The 16,299-nt window shown below is 72.2% G+C and carries 15 protein-coding genes; 11 read left to right on the forward strand and 4 right to left on the reverse strand.

Features of this window, described 5'->3' with window-relative positions; translation table 11 throughout:
* Positions 1-3: 3 nt before the first annotated feature.
* From ADL34_RS21795 to ADL34_RS21835, 9 genes are all read left to right on the forward strand, one after another.
* Positions 4-1,131, forward strand: a complete 1,128-nt coding sequence (locus tag ADL34_RS21795; protein ID WP_062668557.1) for a beta-ketoacyl synthase N-terminal-like domain-containing protein — start codon at positions 4-6, stop codon at positions 1,129-1,131.
* The gene (gene fabG / locus ADL34_RS21800; protein ID WP_062668538.1) at positions 1,128-1,856 is read left to right on the forward strand and encodes a 3-oxoacyl-[acyl-carrier-protein] reductase; all 729 of its coding nucleotides are present in this window, start codon (positions 1,128-1,130) and stop codon (positions 1,854-1,856) included. Before ADL34_RS21795 ends, fabG begins: the two co-directional genes overlap by 4 nt.
* Positions 1,856-3,583, forward strand: coding sequence for a phytoene desaturase family protein (locus ADL34_RS21805; RefSeq protein ID WP_062668537.1), 1,728 nt, complete (start codon positions 1,856-1,858; stop codon positions 3,581-3,583). Before fabG ends, ADL34_RS21805 begins: the two co-directional genes overlap by 1 nt.
* A 50-nt stretch (positions 3,584-3,633) precedes the next feature.
* Entirely contained in the window at positions 3,634-4,665 is a 1,032-nt protein-coding gene (sbnB, locus tag ADL34_RS21810; protein WP_062668536.1) for a 2,3-diaminopropionate biosynthesis protein SbnB, read from the forward strand.
* A 99-nt stretch (positions 4,666-4,764) separates the two neighbouring features.
* Positions 4,765-5,226 carry a MaoC family dehydratase gene (locus tag ADL34_RS21815; RefSeq protein WP_062668535.1) on the forward strand — a complete coding sequence of 154 codons (462 nt, stop codon included), beginning with the start codon at positions 4,765-4,767 and terminating at the stop codon, positions 5,224-5,226.
* Between the two features lie 146 nt (positions 5,227-5,372).
* Positions 5,373-6,692 carry a sensor histidine kinase gene (locus tag ADL34_RS21820; protein ID WP_062668534.1) on the forward strand — a complete coding sequence of 440 codons (1,320 nt, stop codon included), beginning with the start codon at positions 5,373-5,375 and terminating at the stop codon, positions 6,690-6,692.
* Positions 6,656-7,300, forward strand: coding sequence for a response regulator transcription factor (locus ADL34_RS21825; protein WP_062668533.1), 645 nt, complete (start codon positions 6,656-6,658; stop codon positions 7,298-7,300). Before ADL34_RS21820 ends, ADL34_RS21825 begins: the two co-directional genes overlap by 37 nt.
* A 140-nt stretch (positions 7,301-7,440) precedes the next feature.
* Positions 7,441-7,737 carry a hypothetical protein gene (locus tag ADL34_RS21830; protein ID WP_062668532.1) on the forward strand — a complete coding sequence of 99 codons (297 nt, stop codon included), beginning with the start codon at positions 7,441-7,443 and terminating at the stop codon, positions 7,735-7,737.
* A gap of 346 nt (positions 7,738-8,083) precedes the next feature.
* Entirely contained in the window at positions 8,084-8,755 is a 672-nt protein-coding gene (locus ADL34_RS21835) for an enoyl-CoA hydratase-related protein (protein WP_062668531.1), read from the forward strand.
* A gap of 49 nt (positions 8,756-8,804) precedes the next feature.
* Here ADL34_RS21835 and ADL34_RS21840 read toward each other — a convergent pair whose 3' ends face one another.
* From ADL34_RS21840 to ADL34_RS21855, 4 genes are all read right to left on the reverse strand, one after another.
* The gene (locus ADL34_RS21840; RefSeq protein ID WP_062668530.1) at positions 8,805-9,143 is read right to left on the reverse strand and encodes a MerR family transcriptional regulator; all 339 of its coding nucleotides are present in this window, start codon (positions 9,141-9,143) and stop codon (positions 8,805-8,807) included.
* Positions 9,144-9,296: 153 nt separating this feature from the next.
* Entirely contained in the window at positions 9,297-9,578 is a 282-nt protein-coding gene (locus tag ADL34_RS21845) for a CBS domain-containing protein (protein WP_062668529.1), read from the reverse strand.
* 120 nt (positions 9,579-9,698) lie between these two features.
* Positions 9,699-11,159 (reverse strand): DEAD/DEAH box helicase, encoded by a 1,461-nt coding sequence (locus ADL34_RS21850; protein ID WP_402549295.1) that lies wholly within the window; start codon positions 11,157-11,159, stop codon positions 9,699-9,701.
* Positions 11,160-11,452: 293 nt separating this feature from the next.
* A complete protein-coding gene (locus ADL34_RS21855) occupies positions 11,453-11,656 on the reverse strand; it encodes a cold-shock protein (RefSeq protein ID WP_062668528.1) in 204 nt (67 codons plus the stop codon).
* Positions 11,657-12,131: 475 nt separating this feature from the next.
* On the opposite strand from ADL34_RS21855, the gene ADL34_RS21860 reads away from it, so the two are divergent.
* Both ADL34_RS21860 and ADL34_RS21865 read left to right on the forward strand, forming a co-directional pair.
* Positions 12,132-12,329 carry a hypothetical protein gene (locus ADL34_RS21860; RefSeq protein WP_062668527.1) on the forward strand — a complete coding sequence of 66 codons (198 nt, stop codon included), beginning with the start codon at positions 12,132-12,134 and terminating at the stop codon, positions 12,327-12,329.
* 123 nt (positions 12,330-12,452) lie between these two features.
* Positions 12,453-16,214 carry a toll/interleukin-1 receptor domain-containing protein gene (locus ADL34_RS21865; RefSeq protein ID WP_062668526.1) on the forward strand — a complete coding sequence of 1,254 codons (3,762 nt, stop codon included), beginning with the start codon at positions 12,453-12,455 and terminating at the stop codon, positions 16,212-16,214.
* The last annotated feature ends 85 nt before the right edge of the window (positions 16,215-16,299 follow it).

Here is a 16,299-nt window from a genome sequence, read left to right on the forward strand (position 1 = left end):
ACCATGAGCACCGCAACAGCCAGACCGGAGGCCACGCTGCCGCCCGGCACACCCGTCATCACCGGCTGGTCGGCCGTCTCGCCGTACGGCGTCGGCCGTGAACACTTCGCCGCCGGGGTCCGCGCCGGCGCCAAGACGGCCGTGAAGGCGGACGCCGCGCTCGGCTCCCTGCCGTCCTCCGACGTCTGCGTGGTGCCCGGCTTCGACATCCAGGAACTGCTCGGCAAGCGCGGCACCGCCAAGATGGACCGGCTCACCGCGCTGGCCCTGGTCGCCTCCGACGGCCTCCTGCTGGACGGCGACGGCAACCGCGTCGTCGAGACCGACGACCTGACCGGCGTCGTCCTCGGCATCACCATGGGCAGCCTGGAGAACGTCACCGACTTCCTGCGCCAGTCCTACACCAACGAGCGCCCCTTCTACGTCGACGCCGGACGCATCCCGTTCGGCAGCCTCAACCACGCCGCCGGCGCCACCGCCATCCGGCACGGCCTGAAGGGCCCCAACACCACCGTCGCCGGCGGCCGGGTCAGCGGCCTGCTCGCCCTGAACTACGCGCGCCGCCTGATGCACCAGGGCCGGGCCACCAAGTACCTGGTGGGCTCCGCCGAGGAGTTCTCCGCCGCGCACGCCTGGTTCGAGCACACCGCCGCCGCCCCCGGCGACCCGGCGCCGCTGCTCGGCGAGGGCTGCGGCCTCTTCCTCCTCGAACCCGCGGACACCGCCGAACGCCCCGCGCTGGCCGCCGTGCTGAGCGTGGAGACCCGCGTCGACATCGACGACGACCCGCGGGCCGCCGTCACCGCCTGCGCCCGCCGCGCCCTCGACCGGGCCGGCGTGGACGCCGCGGACCTGTGGGCCGCCGTGCCGTGCGCCGCGCCCACCGCCGCCGGACACGCCGAGCACGAGGCCCTCGCCGCCCTCGCCCCCGCCGACGCGCTCTCCCGCGTGCCGTCCATGGAGCTGCTCGGCGACACCAGCGCCGCCTCCGCCTCGTTCCAGATCGGCGCCGTCCTCGCGGTCGCCGAGACCGACCCCGGCTCGGCGGGCCGCACCGCGCTGGTCACCGCCGTCGACCGGGACGGCGCGGTCGCCGCGGCCGTCCTGCGCCTGATGGGAGAGCAGCGGTGATCGCACTGGTCAGCGGCGGCTCCCGGGGCATCGGCAGGGCGATCGTGACCCGCCTGGCCCAGGACGGGTACGACGTCGCCTTCTGCTACCGCTCCGACGAGGACGCCGCCGAACGCCTCACCAAGGAGGCCGCCGAGCACGGCACCCGGGTCACCGCCACCCGCTGCGACGTCGCCGACGCCGACGACGTACGCGACTGGTACGCGCGCACCGAACGCGAGCTCGGCCCCGTCGACGCCGCCGTCACCTCCGCCGGCATCACCCGGGACCGGCCGCTGGTGCTGATGCCCGAGGACGACTGGAACCAGGTGCTGCGCACCAACCTCGACGGCGTCTACCACGTGTGCCGGGCCGCCGCGTTCTCCATGAGCAAGCGCCGCAGCGGCGCCATCGTCAACCTGTCGTCGGTCGCCGGCGTGTACGGCAACGCCGGGCAGGCCAACTACGCCGCATCCAAGGCCGGGATCATCGGCTTCACCAAGTCCCTCGCCAAGGAGTGCGGGCCGCGCGGCGTCCGCGTCAACGTGGTCGCGCCCGGCCTCATCGAGACCGACATGGTCGGCGGCATGCCGGAGGCCGCCCTGCAGCGGCAGCTGAAGAACGTGGCCCTGGGCCGCCTCGGCCGCCCCGAGGAGGTCGCCGACCTGGTGTCGTTCCTCGTCTCCGAGCGGGCCGCGTACATCACCGGCTCGGTCCTCGAGATCCACGGCGGCGGCACCTTCTGATGAGCGGCGGAACCCGACCCCAGCAGCGCGGCCCCCGCGACCTCGACGGCCGGCACTACGACGCGATCGTCGTCGGCAGCGGCATCGGCGGCCTCGTCGGCGCCGGATACCTGGCCGCCGACGGCCGCCGCGTCCTCGTCCTCGAACAGCACGACGTGGCCGGCGGCAACGCGCACGTCTTCCGGCGCCGCCGCAAGTACGAGTTCGACGTCGGCACCCACTACCTCGGCGACTGCGGCGAGGACGGACTGCTGCCCGCCGTGCTGTCCGGGCTCGGCGTACGCGACCGCGTGCGGTTCCGACCCATGGACAACGAGGGCGGTTTCGACCGGATCATGACGCCCACGGCCACCGTGGACGTCCCGGCCGGCTGGGAGCGGTACCGGGCCCGCCTCAAGCAGGCCCTGCCCGCCGAGGCGGACCGCGTCGACCGGTTCGTCGACCTCGCCGTCGCCGTGGCCGGCGCGAGCCGCGCCGGGCTGATGGGCGAGTCCATGGTCGAGCTGTTCCGCCGCTCCCCGCAGACGATGCGCTGGACCCGCCGCACCCTCGGCCGGGCCCTCGACCACTGCGGACTGTCCCCGAAGGGCCGCACCCTGCTCGCCGCCCAGGCCGGCAACTACGGCGCCATGCCCGACGGGATCGGCTTCGCCGAGCACGTCAACATCATGGACCACTACCTGCGCGGCGCGTACTACCCGGAGGGCGGCGGCCAGACCCTCGTCGCCGCGTTCGTGGAGGCCCTGGAGTCCTGCGGCGGCGAGCTGCGCACCCGCACCGAGGCGCGCCGCATCCTCATCGACGACGGACGCGCCACCGGCGTCGAACTCGCCGACGGGCAGCGCGTGTTCGCCCCCCTGATCGTCTCCAACGCCGACTACCGGCGGACCGTCCTCGACCTGTGCGGCGGCGAGGAGTCCTTCCCCGCCGACCTGGTCGCCCGGACCCGCGCGGCGACCATGCGCAGCGCGGTCGTCGCCGTGTACGTCGCCCTCGACACCGAGCTGGACGGCCTGCCCAACGCCAACATCTGGTGGCACGACAGCGACGACATGGAGGCCGCCCACGCCGACGTGCTCGACCGCTACGAGCGCCACGGCGTCTTCGACCGCGTCCCCCAGCTCGCCTTCTCCTTCGCCTCGCTGAAGGACCAGGGCTCGAAGGCGGTCTGCCCGCCCGGCCACAGCAACTTCCAGCTGATGACCGGCTGCCCGCCCGGCCATGCCTTCTGGGGTGTGCGCGGCGGACCCGCTGACGGCGAACCGTACCGCCGCGACCCCGCCTACCTGGCCCGCAAACGCGAGGTGACCGAGCTGGTCCTGGACGCCGCCGAACGCGTCCTCGGCCCCTTCCGGGACCGGATCACCCATGTGGAGACCGCGACCCCGCTCACCAACGAGCGCTACATCCGCGCCAGCGGCGGCACCCCGTACGGCATGGCCAGCTGGGGCTCCGACGGCCGCCGCCCGGACGTGCGCACGGACGTCGAAGGGCTCTACGTCGTCGGCCAGAACGTCCGCTACGGCAGCGGTGTCGGCGGCGTCGCCACCGGCGGCATGGCCGTGGCCTCCCAGATCCTGGGCCGCCCCCTGCTGGCCGAGGTGTACGGCGGCACGGTCCTCGGCGACCCCGCCCGGCTGCCCGAGAGGCACCCGGACTGGGACCCGCTGCTGGTGTCCCGCGGCCGCGCCCGGCAGGACGCCAAGGGCCTCGCCCGCATCGGCTGACCCGGCCCCCGCCCCGTACGACCCTTCCACCTCTCAGGAGCAGCATCCCCATGACTCAGGTCCCCCCTTTCTCCGTCGTCTCCGGCGCCCAGGTGCACCGGGCGCTCGACGGGCACGAGAACGAGGTGGTCGCGGCCGTCGAGGCCGCCTACCGGCTGCACGGCGAGGGACGGACGGTCAACCCGGACTCGTACTTCCTGCGGTTCCCGGACCGTCCGTCGTCCCGGATCATCGCGCTGCCCGCCTCCGTCAAGGGCGACGTCGGCGTGCACGGCATCAAGTGGATCTCCAGCTTCCCGGAGAACGTGGCCGCGGGCATCCCGCGCGCCTCCGCCGTGCTGATCCTCAACGACGCCGAGACCGGCTACCCGTTCGCCTGCCTGGAGAGCTCCATCATCAGCGCCGCCCGCACCGCCGCCTCGGCGGCGCTGGCCGCCGACCGGCTCAGCACGGCCCGCGGCACCCGGCCCACCCGGGTCGGCTTCGTCGGCGTCGGCCTGATCGCCCGCTATCTGCACACCTACCTCGCGGCGAGCGGCTTCGACTTCGAGGCGATCGGCGTGCACGACCTGTCCGCCGAGCACGCCGAGGGCTTCCGCGGCTATCTGCGGCGCGCCGAGGGCGACGGCGTCGACATCACCGTCCACGACAAGGCCGAGGACCTGATCCGCTCCAGCGACCTCGTCGTGTTCGCCACGGTCGCCGGGGAACCCCACGTCACCGACCCGCAGTGGTTCACCCACCACCCGCTGGTGCTGCACGTCTCCCTGCGCGACCTGTCACCCGAGATCGTCCTCGACTCCTGGAACGCCGTCGACGACGTCGAGCACTGCCTGAAGGCCGGCACCTCCCCGCACCTGGCCGAACAGCGCGCCGGGAACCGCGACTTCGTCGCCGGGACCCTGTACGACGTGCTCACCGGTGCCGTCACCCCGCCGTCCGACCGCACGGTGATCTTCTCCCCGTTCGGCCTCGGCGTCCTGGACCTGGCCGTCGCCAAGCACGTCTACGACCGCGTCGCCGCCGCCGGTGAACTGCACACCGTGCCCGGCTTCTTCCACGAGCTGAAGCGGTACGGCTGAGCCACCGCTGACGAACGACTGACGGCGCGCTGACGGCCGGGGCTCTCTGGCCGGGGCGCGCCTTGTCCCTGTCCCGAACAGCCCAACAGAATCGACGTCATGAGATCTTTCGCCAGTCTGGCCGACTTTGCCGCCGCCACCGGCGAACACCTGGGGTACAGCGAGTGGCAGCGGGTCGGCCAGGACCGGGTCGACCGGTTCGCCGAGGCCACCGGCGACCTCCAGTGGATCCACGTGGACCCCGAGCGGGCGGCGCACAGCCCCTTCGGCGGGACCATCCTGCACGGCTACATGACCCTCGCCCTGCTGCCCGAGATGATGCGCGCCATCTTCGACATCGAGAAGATCGAGATGGGCGTCAACTTCGGCCTGGACAAGGTGCGTTTCCCCCGGCCCGTACCCGTCGGCTCCCGTGTCCGCGGCGGCGCCCGGCTGACCGGCGTGCGCGAGACCCCCGCCGGCCACCTCGCGGCCGTCCGGATGACGGTCGAGGTGGAAGAGGGAGGACGCCCGCGCTCGGCCTGCGTCGCGGACACCCTGTCGCTCTTCATCGGCCCCTGACCGATCGGCGGGTGGAACCAACCCCCCTTTCCAGCCGCCGAAGAGGGGAGTTTTCCCCACCGCGCCGACACCCCGGCCGTGGCCAGAATGAGGACACGGGCGTTTCGGCCCACGTACCGCACAGGCAGCAGAGAGGAGCGAGCCGTATGGACCGCACGATGCAGCTCGGGGTGAACCGCGCGCCCGACGAGATCAGGGGATTCTCGGTCGCGGCCGGACTGGTCGGGCTGCGCAGGGTGATGACCCTGTGCTGGATGGCGTCGGCGGCCTTCGGCCGGTCCCTGGCGGTGTCCGGGGCGATCTGGCTGGTGGGGCCCGGCCTCGGCGTGGTGCCGCGCGCCATGGAGGGCGTGCGCAACCTCGCCGCCCGCCAGCGCGAGCTGGCCCTGCGCTGGTCAGGGGTGGAGATCCCCGGCCCGCCGGGACCGCTGCCCCCCGCCCCCGAGGGAGCGTCCGGGGCCGCCGCCCGCTACCGGTGGATCATGAGCGACCCGCAGACCCGCCGGGAGTGGGTCTGGGTGCTCGTCGACCCGCTGGCCGGCGCGTTCTTCGCGTTCTTCCCGCTGGCCCTGATCCTCAGCGGTGTCTGGGGCGTCTTCCTCGCCTTCTTCGGCGTCCCGCTGTCCGTCGAATGGGACGGCCTGTGGTACCAGTTCATCCCGATCGAGGGCCAGGCCACCGCCGTCCTCGCCGGCGTCCTGGGCGTCCTCCAGGTGCCGCTCGCCCTGTGGGTCGCGCCGCGCGCCGTCCGCCGGCACGCCCTGTACACCCGCTCCATGCTCGCCCCCAGCGAAGCCGAGCTGATGGCCAGCCGCATCCAGCACCTGGCCACCACCCGCTCCGACGCCGTCGACACGCAGATGGCCGAGATCCGCCGGATCGAACGCGACCTGCACGACGGCGCCCAGGCCCGCCTGGTCGCGATGGGCATGACCCTGGACGCCGCCGAACACCTCCTGGAGACCAACCCGGAGGCCGTGCGCGCCCTGCTCATCGAGGCCCGCGAGTCCTCCTCCAAGGCGCTGGAGGAGCTGCGCGACCTCGTCCGGGGCATCCACCCGCCGGTCCTCGCCGACCGCGGACTCGCGGACGCGGTACGGGCGTTGGCGATGATCTGCCCGGTCCGCACCGAGGTCCACGTCGACCTGCCGGGGCGTCCCGAGATGCCCGTCGAGTCCGCTGCGTACTTCGCGATCTCCGAGATCCTGACCAACGTCGCCAAGCACTCCGGCGCCGACCGGGCCTGGATCGACATCCGTTACGATCGCGGGATGCTGCGCATCACCGTCACGGACGACGGCCAGGGCGGTGCGGACGTCTCGCGCGGCACCGGTCTGCGGGGCATCGAGCGCCGGCTCGCCACCTTCGACGGCGTCCTCGCCGTCAACAGCCCCGTGAACGGCCCGACCATGGTGACGATGGAGCTTCCGTGCGTATTGCCCTCGCCGAAGACCACTTCCTCCTGAGGGACGGGCTGATCCGTCTCCTCGGCGCCCACGGCCACGAGGTCGTCGCCGCCGTGGACAACGGGACGGAACTGCTGGACGCGCTCATCGAGCAGCAGCCGGACGTCGCGGTCGTCGACGTCCGGCTGCCGCCGACGTTCACGGACGAGGGCCTGCGCGCGGTGCTGGCCGCCCGCGAACGCGTCCCGGACCTCCCGGTCCTGCTCCTCTCCCAGTACGTCGAGCCGCTGTACGCCCGCGAGTTGCTGGCCGGCGGCGGCCGGGGCGTCGGCTACATGCTGAAGGACCGCGTCACCAACGGCGGCCACTTCCTCGACTCCATCCGCCGGGTGGCCGAGGGCGGCACCGCGATGGACCCCGAGGTGATCTCCAAGCTCCTGGTCCGCAAGGAGCGCGACGAGGCGGTGGGCAGCCTCTCCGAGCGCGAGCGCGAGGTCCTGGAGTGGGTGGCGCAGGGCCGTTCGAACGCGGGGATCGCCCAGGGCCTGTTCATCTCCGAGAAGGCCGTCGCCAAGCACATCGGCAACATCTTCACCAAGCTCGGCCTGCTGCCGACGGACGGGGACAACCGCCGGGTGCTGGCCGTGCTGGCGTATCTGGACCAGTAGCGGGGGTGTACGGGGTGCGGTGAAAGATGACGATCATCGGCGAGTCGCACCGACATGTCGTATTTCGTCACATTAGCCTCTCGTAACTGTACGAAGTCGATCTCTCGCGGATCGCACCCTCACACCTCTCCGGAGATGACATGCACAAGCTTCGCAAGGCTGCCGTCGTGGTCGTCGCCCTCGGCAGCGCCGGAATCCTGGCCAGCGGCACCGCCACGGCCCAGGGTCTCGACGGGCACGGTGACAAGAAGGGCGGGGACAAGGTCAGCGTCCTGCAGAGCTCCAACTGCAAGTCGCACGACCTGAACCTGGACGTCCTCGGCGAGGTCGGCGTCCTGAACGGCGCCCTGGCCAACGCGCTCAACGGCGAGGGCGACCCGGCCGCGCAGAACACCCACCTCGGCTCGAGCATGGGCTGCGACAACAGCGCGTTCTGAGGTCCGCCCGGAGGAACGGCGTTCCGCGCCACGCCTCTCGGGGCGGGGACCGGCCGGTGGAGTACGGGCCGTGAGGAACACCCGGCCCAAGGCCGGTCCGCCGAGTGGACGCGTCAGCGCCTGAGGTGCGATCGACTCCACGATCACCCCGATGACCGACCAGGGGCCCGACCCGCGCGAGCGGACCGGGCCCCTGGTCGGCGTTCGTGCTGCCGGTGGGGGCCGGCCTCCTGCGCCGACGCGGCCTGCCCCTTGCGCGCGGTATGCCGCCGTCATAAGTTACTAAGCGGTCGCTCATGAGTCGTTCCCCGCTCGCCCCTGCCGCCCGCCCCGAAGGAGAGCCGTCATGTCGTCGCTCGACCGCCAGGAAAACGTCTTCGTCCTCGACCTGGGGGACGGCGAGAACCGCTTCCACCCGGACTGGATCGCCGCCGTCGGGGGCGCACTCGACGTGGTGGAGAAGGCCGACGGCCCGCGCGCCCTGGTCACCTCCGCCACGGGCAAGTTCTGGTCCAACGGGCTCGACCTGGAGTGGCTCACCGCGCACGCCGACGAGTACCACGACTACGTCGTCTCCGTGCACCAGTTGTTCGCGCGCGTGCTGTCCCTGCCCCTGGTGACCGTGGCCGCTCTCCAGGGCCACACCTTCGCCGCCGGCGCGATGCTCTCCCTCGCCCACGACTTCCGGGTCATGCGCGCCGACCGCGGCTACTGGTGCCTGCCGGAGGCGGACATCGACATCCCCTTCACGCCCGGCATGTCCGCCCTCATCCAGTCCCGGCTCACGCCCCGGACGGCGCACGAGGCGATGGTCACGGCCCGCCGCTACGGAGGCGCCGACGCGGCGGCCGCCGGCATCGTCGACCAGGCGGTCCCCGACGACGCCGTACGTTCCACGGCGATCGAACTCGCCCAGGCCCAGGTGAACAAGGCGGGCGACACCGTCGGCACCATCAAGGCCCGGATGTACGGCCCGGTGCTGTCCACCCTGCGCTCCACGACGAACCCGCTGGGCTGACCTCACCCGCTGCGCTGACCTCACCCGCCGGGCTGACCCCTACGGCCGGTCAGTCCCCGGAACCGCCGGACCCCTTCTCGGCGGCGCGCCGGTACTCGGCGTTGATGCGCTGCGCCTCCTCGAGCTGGTCCTCGAGGATGATGATCCGGCACGCGGCCTCGATCGGCGTCCCCTGGTCGACGAGCTCACGGGCGCGGGCCGCGATCCGCAACTGGTAGCGCGAGTACCGGCGGTGCCCGCCCTCCGAGCGCAGCGGAGTGATCAGCCGCGCCTCGCCGAGCGCGCGCAGGAAACCCGGTGTGGTGCCGAGCATCTCGGCGGCCCGGCCCATGGTGTACGCGGGGTAGTCGTCGTCGTCCAGCCGGTCGCTGAGCGGGGAATCTGCCATGTCACCTCGATGTACAACGCGTCACGGGGCCCGGCGCCGACCGGCACCAGGGCCCCGCACCACATGTAACACCATGGGACCGTCCCGTTGCTCCGCCACCCTTGCTCGGGGCGGCGCCGGGACGCGACGACTCCGTCCTGCGCGCCTACGCGCCTACGCGGCGACCGGCGCCTCCAGGACGTCCCGCAGCCGGACCCGGTCCGTGTAGGCGGGGCTGCGCCGCAGGACGGCGAGCCGGGCCAGGGTGACCAGGCCCGTGCTCTCGTCGTCCGCGTCGCACAGGACGAGGTGGTCGACGCGGGCGCCGGCCATGAGAGACAGTGCGACCTCGACCGTCATGTCGTCCCGGACCCGCGGCCCGGCGATGTCCCGCCCGTCGGCCCCGGTCACGGGGGAGCGGTGTGCTGTCCGGTACTGCGGCTGGACCGTCGTCATGGCTGCTCCTGCGGGTGTGGGGGTCGGGTGGGCGGGCATGGCGCCGAAGCGTCGAGACACCGTGGTGCCGAGGCACCGGGGTGCCGGGGCACCGGGTGCCGGGGTATTCGGGCGGGGCCCCTAGGCGGCGGAACCGAACCCGGACGCGCGCCGCCCCTCCTGGCGCACGGCCTGGCCCCGTACCGGCGCGCCGCGCCCGGGACGCCGGCGGCCGCGGGACGAGGAGGACGCGCCGCGCGGGCGTGACGCTTCGGGCGCGGCGATGACGACCGGGACACCGGAAGGCGCCTGCGCCCCGGTGATCCGGCTCAGCTCCGCCTCGCCCGAGCGCACCTGGGCGATCCGGGGGCTGATGCCCGCCGCGTCCATCAGCCGGCTCATGCTCCGGCGCTGTCCGGGCGTCACCAGGGTGACGACGCTGCCGGACTCGCCGGCCCGGGCCGTACGCCCGCCGCGGTGCAGATAGTCCTTGTGGTCGCTGGGCGGATCGACGTTGACGACCAGGTCGAGGTTGTCGACGTGGATGCCGCGCGCCGCGACGTTGGTCGCGACCAGCACGGTCACCTGCCCGTTCTTGAACTGGGCCAGGGTCCGGGTGCGCTGCGGCTGGGACTTGCCGCCGTGCAGCGCCGCAGCCCGCACACCGCTGCTCAGCAGGTGCTTGGTCAGCTTGTCCACGGCGTGCTTGGTGTCGAGGAACATGATGACGCGGCCGTCGCGTGCCGCGATCTCCGTCGTCGTCCGGTACTTGTCCGCGTCGTGGACGTGGAGCACGTGGTGCTCCATCGTGGTGACCGCGCCGGCGGACGGGTCGACGGAGTGGACGACGGGGTCGCTCAGGTAGCGGCGGACCAGCAGGTCGACGTTGCGGTCCAGGGTGGCCGAGAACAGCAGCCGCTGCCCGTCCGGGCGCACCTGGTCGAGCAGCGCGGTGACCTGGGGCATGAAGCCCATGTCGGCCATCTGGTCGGCCTCGTCGAGGACCGTGATGCCGACGTCGTCCAGGCGGCAGGCGCCCCGGTCGATCAGGTCCTTGAGCCGTCCCGGCGTCGCGACGACGACCTCGGCGCCGGCGCGCAGCGCGCCGGTCTGCCGTCCGATCGACATCCCGCCGACGACCGCCGCCATACGCAGGCCCACGGAGCGGGCGTACGGGGCGAGGGCGTCCGTGACCTGCTGGGCGAGCTCACGGGTGGGGACGAGGACGAGGCTGAGCGGCCGCTTCGGCTCGGCACGCCGCCCGGCCGTACGGGCCAGGAGGGCGAGGCCGAACGCGAGCGTCTTGCCGGAGCCGGTGCGGCCCCGGCCGAGGACGTCACGACCGGCGAGCGAGTTCGGCAGGGTGGCCGCCTGGATCGGGAACGGCACGGACACGCCTTCGTGGCTGAGCGTCGCCATCAGCTGCCCGGGCATGTCGAGGTCGCTGAACGACGTCGCGGCGGGCAGGGCGGGCGTCTTCGTCACCGGCACCGCGAACTCGTCGCTCCGGCGCCCGCCGGTCCGCCGGGGACCGGAGCCACGCCGGAAACGGTCGGGGGCGCGGGAGGTGCGGGTGTCGGATGTGCGGGGATTACTGGACATGCGGGAACGCTGCATGCGGAACCTTCCGTCGGGGCACGCAGCAAGGAATTCCCGCAGCACAGAAGCGGCGCAGAGAATCTCGAAACGAGCCGAAAGTCGAGGGGCGAACCGGACGGGCGCAAGAGGTGGCCCATCAACGGGGATCGCCGAAAAGCGAAAAAGTGAACTGGGGAAACTAGCCGGGGGAAACTGGCCGGAATGACTGGCCTGGAAAGTTGCCCGGAAAACAGCGAGCTGGGGCCCGCACCCCAGAGGTGCGGGCCCCAGCTGCGAAGTATGCGTCGGTGCCGACGTCAGGCGGCGACGATGTTCTCCGCCGTCAGGCCCTTCTGGCCCTGAGCGATGTCGAACGACACCTTCTGGCCCTCCAGCAGCTCACGGAAGCCCTGGCTGGCGATGTTGGAGTAGTGGGCGAAGACGTCGGCGCCGCCGCCGTCCTGCTCGATGAAGCCGAAGCCCTTTTCCGCGTTGAACCACTTCACGGTACCGGTAGCCATGTTGTTTCTCCTTCGGAGTCGGTGGCAGGAAAGCGCCCTGTGCGCATTCCGTGTCGCCGTGTCGATCACCCCGTCGGAAAAGCATTCCTCTGGCAACCACACCTGCAACTGATAACGACAGTAGCACGCCGAAGCCGCCGATGCGGAGCTAATATCCCGGAACGGATGGATGGGGCAGAATTGCTGGCCCGAACGACACACGAATATCTGTCGCGGCCGACACAGATATTATCCGGGCAGTCCGACAGGGGCCCCTCACCGCACGCGGTCGACACTCCAGGCGATGGCACCGGCCACCCCGACGACCCCTTGGACATCGAGACGACGCCCCGCCCCCCGGGCCACGACCCGCTGCCGCACGACGGCCCCGTCACAGGGCACGGCGACCTTACCCCCACCGCAGACGACCGTACCGACACGACCGTAATGACAAGGCCGTTGTGCCCGCAGATAGGGTCCGCCGGAAGGGGGACGCATGATCGATCGAGAAAGCTCCTGGACGGACGACAGCGCCGAGCGCGAGGCCGTCCGGCGGGCGAAGAGGACGACCAGGCTCGGCTGGACCGCGATCGGCTGCACCACGGGAGCGGTGGGCTGCGCACTGATCGCCGCGGCGGTCCTCTGGCTTGCCGTGGTGGCGGTGAGCCTCTTCGTCGTCGTGGCGAGCAACTGACGTCCGCCGGAGCCGGATCCGGAGCGTGGGCGGTCATGGAACGGCATGAGCGGGAGGCACTCCCGTCCGGCGACGACGGGGCGTCGCCGGTGCCACCATGGGGACGAGCGAACGGAGCCCGTATTGGTCGACGTCTTCGTCAACTACCGCACGGACGACGCAGGGTACGCAGCCGCGGCGTGCTACGAGCTGCTGGCACGCGCCTTCGGTCCGGAGCGCGTCTTCCGCGACTGTGTGTCGATGCTGCCCGGCGAGCTCTACCCGGAGGCGATTCGGCAGGCTCTGGAGGAGACGCGGATCCTGCTGGTGCTCGTGGGACCGAACTGGTTCGCCCCGGACCCGGGCGGCGGCCGACGACTGGTGGACCGCGAGGACGACTGGGTACGCCGCGAGATCCGCCGTGCGTTCGCGCGGAACATCCGCGTGGTACAGGTGCTGCTCGACGGCGCGTCTCCCGTCGAGGCGGATCAACTCCCCTCGGACATCGCACGGCTGGCCCACTGCCAGGCGGCGTACGTGAGCCACCGGACTCTCGGCGACGACGTACGGCGGCTGGTGGCGGACATCACCGACCTGGTCCCGGAACTCGCGCTCCCCGACCTCTTCCCGCCGCAGCGAGACTTGCCCCCCGACCCTCTGCCCAGCCTGCTCCTGCAAGCCGACTACGGCGTGGTCCCCTTCCAGCGGGCCGACGACGAACTGGACCGGCTGACCGACTGGCTGGCAGCGCAGGACCAAGTCGCCGCCCGCCTGCTGACCGGCCCGGGCGGCCAGGGCAAGACCCGGCTGGCGACCGAGGCCGTCGAGCGGGCGAAGGCGGACGGATGGACGGCGGGTCTGCTCGCCGAGGAAGTGCCCGCGCCGGTACTCGACCGCGTCCACGAGTTCAGCGGCCCGGTACTCGTCGTCATCGACTACGCCGAAGCCCGTACCGAGCAGATCGCGAAGCTCGCGGCACAACTGATCGCCCGGCCCGTCGAACAGGGACCGGCACGACTGCTGCTGCTCGCCAGATCGTCCGGGGTGTGGCCGCATCTGCTCCGCAGCCACCGCGACGACCGCGTCTCGCTGCTCTTCACCGACCTGACCGAGCGCGCGCTGCCGCCGGTCGTCACCGAGCCCGGCGACCGACTCGCCGAGTACGCCCGGGCCCTGGACGCCTTCGCCGCCCTGCTGGGACACCCCGTGCCGTCGACCGCCGCTCCGGACGCCATCGGTTCAGCACGGTACGACCGCGTACTGGATGTGCACGCCGCCGCGCTGGCGGCACTCCTCGACGAAGCCGCACCGGACGCCGCACCGGCCCGGCGTGATCCGCTGCTGCGCGTGCTCGACCACGAGCGACGCCACTGGGCGGCGACGGCGGTGCCGCACGAGCTGTCGACTCCGGGCCGACTACGCCACGACCAGGTGGTCTCGGCCGCCACTCTGTTCACGGCGCACAGCACAGCGGAGGCCCGTGAACTGATCACCGCGTTGCCCACGTTCGACGGCGAGGGCTACGAGGTGGTCGAGCGCCACCTGCGCTGGCTCGACTCCCTCTATCCCGGCCCGGACGCCCTCAACCCGCTGCGGCCGGACCGGCTCGGCGAGGACCTGGTCGCGGCGACGCTCCTCGACCAGCCGGAGTTCCTCGAGTGGGTCGCACCGGTGGTGCGGGAGCCCCAGGTCGCGCGTGCGCTGACGGTGCTGGGGCGAGCCGGGCCGCGGTACCCCCACGTCAGGGAGGCGATGGCCGCCCTGCTCGCCGCCGACCCGGCGGCCAGGCTGCCGCTGGCGATCGGTGTCGCGACGCAACTGCAGGACACCATGCTGGTCGAGGTGCTGAGCGAGGTGAGCGGCGCCGCCGCCGGGTCGGGGCTCGATCTGGCGGAGTCCGTGATCGACCACCTGCCCGACAGCAGCCTGACTCTGGCCGCGTTCTCGGTGGTCAGTACCCGGGCGGCCCTCGACGCGGAGCGGCGCAAGGAGCATCCCGACACGGAGACGGTCGCCCAGCTGACGCACGATCTGTCGATGCGGCTGTCTGCCGTCAATCAACACGACACGGCACTCGTGCACGCCGCCGAGGCGGTCGCGAGGTACGAGGAACTGGCGGATGGAGACACGGAGTTCAGCCCGGAACTGGGTTCGGCGCTGAACACCCTGGCATGCGCCTACTCCGGTGCCGGCTTCCCCGAGGAGGGCCTCGACGCGGCAGCCCGCAGCTGCGACCTGCTGAGCCGCGTCGACCACGGCTCCCCCGAGCACCGGCAGCTCTACGCCACCGCCCTGACGAACTTCGGGAACGTACTGAGCGACTTGTCCCGTCACCAGGAGGCCGTCGACGCCGCGGAACACGCGTTGCGGCTGACGACGGCACTCCATGACGAGGCCCCCGAGGAAGACCGGGTGGAGTGTCTGCACCGGCTGGCGAACGCCCAGCACAACCTCTCGGCGATCCGCGCCGGAGCCGGCCTCCACGCCGGCGCGCTTACCGCTGCCGAGGAGTCGGTGCGCGCCTTCCGGGACCTCGACGCCTCCGACAGCGACCGGTTCCGGGACGCCTTCGTGCGGGCGCTGGACAACCTCAGCGCCGCCCACTCGGAACTCGGGCAGGCACCGGAGGCGGCCGAGGTCGCGGAGACGGCCCTGCGCCTCGCTCGTGACCTGGTGGAACGCCACGGCCAGGGCTATCTCCACTTCCTGGCGGACGCACTGAACAACAGCGGCGCGGCACTTCGGCGGCTCGGCCGCCACGACGAGGCCGCCGATCGGCTCACGGAGGCCGTGGCGCTCTACCGGACCCTCTCCACGCTCTCCCCGGGCGTCGAGCTGCCCGCGCTCGCCGGCGCGCTCCACAACCTGGGCAACTGCCTGTTCGAAACCGGTCGGTCGCACAAGGCGCACGACGTCTACGACGAGTCGACCGACATCTACCGCAAGCTCGCCGATCCCCGCCCGGACACCCATGAGCCCGACCTCGCCGAGGCCCTCCTGGCCCAGGCCGACGTCCTGCACGACCTGGAGGAGTACGAGGAGGCGCTGGCTCTCGCGGCGGAAGCCGCCGCGATCCTGAGGCGACTGGCCGACTCCGGCGGGGCGGTCCTGCGCCGCAAGCTGGCCAGAGCCCTGCTCCTGCTCGCCTTGATCCACGACGACATGGACCGGGGCCCCGAAGCCGTCGACTACGCGGCGAGCGCCGCAGGTCACGTCGGCGACCTGGTCGCGTCGGCGCCCGAGGACCTTCCGGACCAGCGCGGCGACTGGGCCACCGCACTCTTCACCCATGGGCGGGTCCTCGACGGCAACGACAACGCGGACCGCGCGGTCGAATCGTTCACACAGGCGACGGACGTGCTGCGCGCCCTGCTTCGGGAAGCGGACGAAGTCACCCACCGCGACCTGCTCGGCACGGTGCTGCACGCGCACGCCGGGAGCCTGAGCACCTTGGGGCATCACGAGGAGGCCCTCGCACGCATCGAGGAAGCCGTCCACATCCGTCGCGAGCTGGACCAGACCCTCCCCACCAACCGCCAAGCCCTCTTCGAGTCCCTGAACAACCTGGCGGACACGCTCAACGACCTCGAACGCCGCCCTGATGCCCTGGCCCCGGCCGACGAGGCGGTGGAAGTGGCGGGCACCCTCCGCGAGGAGGACGACGGCCAGTCACTGGTCCAGGCCCTGGTGACGCGGGCGTCCGTGCGGGCCGGGGACGAAGAGTCCGCGGTCCAGGACCTGGTCAGAGCCTGGCACGCAGCACTGACCGCGCAGGACGAGGTCCTCGAGGGCTTCGTCCTGGACGTCCTGGCAGAGCTGCACGACCGACGCCCGCGCCGAACCCGCCGCGCCTGGCGAGCCCTGACAAGCGAGCCGTACCCACTGCCTCGCCTGCCTCGCCACTGAGCGACGGTCCACCACGTCGTCACCACACGACCGGCCGCCCGGCACGTGCGTACAGCCTGGCTGGTGTGCCGACCGCGCGGTGTGT

The sequence above is a fragment of the Streptomyces sp. NRRL WC-3605 genome, from assembly GCF_001509795.1.
Lineage (GTDB): Bacteria > Actinomycetota > Actinomycetes > Streptomycetales > Streptomycetaceae > Streptomyces > Streptomyces viridochromogenes.

Coding starts and splice junctions, on each gene's coding strand:
- ADL34_RS21815 (WP_062668535.1), top strand. CDS start 4,765: ATGAGATCTTTCGCCAGTCTGGCCGACTTTGCCGCCGCCACCGGCGAA.
- ADL34_RS21830 (WP_062668532.1), top strand. CDS start 7,441: ATGCACAAGCTTCGCAAGGCTGCCGTCGTGGTCGTCGCCCTCGGCAGC.
- ADL34_RS21835 (WP_062668531.1), top strand. CDS start 8,084: ATGTCGTCGCTCGACCGCCAGGAAAACGTCTTCGTCCTCGACCTGGGG.
- ADL34_RS21840 (WP_062668530.1), bottom strand. CDS start 9,143: ATGGCAGATTCCCCGCTCAGCGACCGGCTGGACGACGACGACTACCCC.
- ADL34_RS21820 (WP_062668534.1), top strand. CDS start 5,373: ATGGACCGCACGATGCAGCTCGGGGTGAACCGCGCGCCCGACGAGATC.
- ADL34_RS21795 (WP_062668557.1), top strand. CDS start 4: ATGAGCACCGCAACAGCCAGACCGGAGGCCACGCTGCCGCCCGGCACA.
- ADL34_RS21860 (WP_062668527.1), top strand. CDS start 12,132: ATGATCGATCGAGAAAGCTCCTGGACGGACGACAGCGCCGAGCGCGAG.
- ADL34_RS21850 (WP_402549295.1), bottom strand. CDS start 11,159: ATGTCCAGTAATCCCCGCACATCCGACACCCGCACCTCCCGCGCCCCC.
- ADL34_RS21805 (WP_062668537.1), top strand. CDS start 1,856: ATGAGCGGCGGAACCCGACCCCAGCAGCGCGGCCCCCGCGACCTCGAC.
- ADL34_RS21855 (WP_062668528.1), bottom strand. CDS start 11,656: ATGGCTACCGGTACCGTGAAGTGGTTCAACGCGGAAAAGGGCTTCGGC.
- sbnB (WP_062668536.1), top strand. CDS start 3,634: ATGACTCAGGTCCCCCCTTTCTCCGTCGTCTCCGGCGCCCAGGTGCAC.
- ADL34_RS21845 (WP_062668529.1), bottom strand. CDS start 9,578: ATGACGACGGTCCAGCCGCAGTACCGGACAGCACACCGCTCCCCCGTG.